Source organism: Micromonospora sp. ATLC20, from assembly GCF_057196585.1.
In genome coordinates this window covers 1-231 of record NZ_JBXUOV010000440.1, presented here as the reverse complement: position 1 = coordinate 231, position 231 = coordinate 1, and the positions used below count along the sequence as shown (strand labels likewise).

The following is a 231-nucleotide window of genomic DNA, read 5'->3' as shown; positions in this document are numbered from 1 at the left end:
TGGCCTTGGGGTTGCTGCCGGTGACCGGGATGCGGGTGCAGGCGGAGCGGTTGCGCTGCGAGTAGACCAGGTTCACCGGGGCCTCGAAGCCCGGCACCAGACGACGGTAGGAGTTCACCGTCGGGTTGGTGAAGGCGAGCAGCGAGGGTGCGTGGTGCAGCAGGCCGCCGATGTACCAGCGGGCGGTGTCGGACAGGCCGGCGTAGCCGGTCTCGTCGTAGAACAGCGGCT

General features: G+C 69.3%; 1 pseudogene. It reads right to left on the bottom strand.

The annotated features are described in order from the left end of the window. Positions 1-231: pseudogene (locus tag AC2CHG_RS31810) on the bottom strand (type I glutamate--ammonia ligase); the annotation flags it as partial.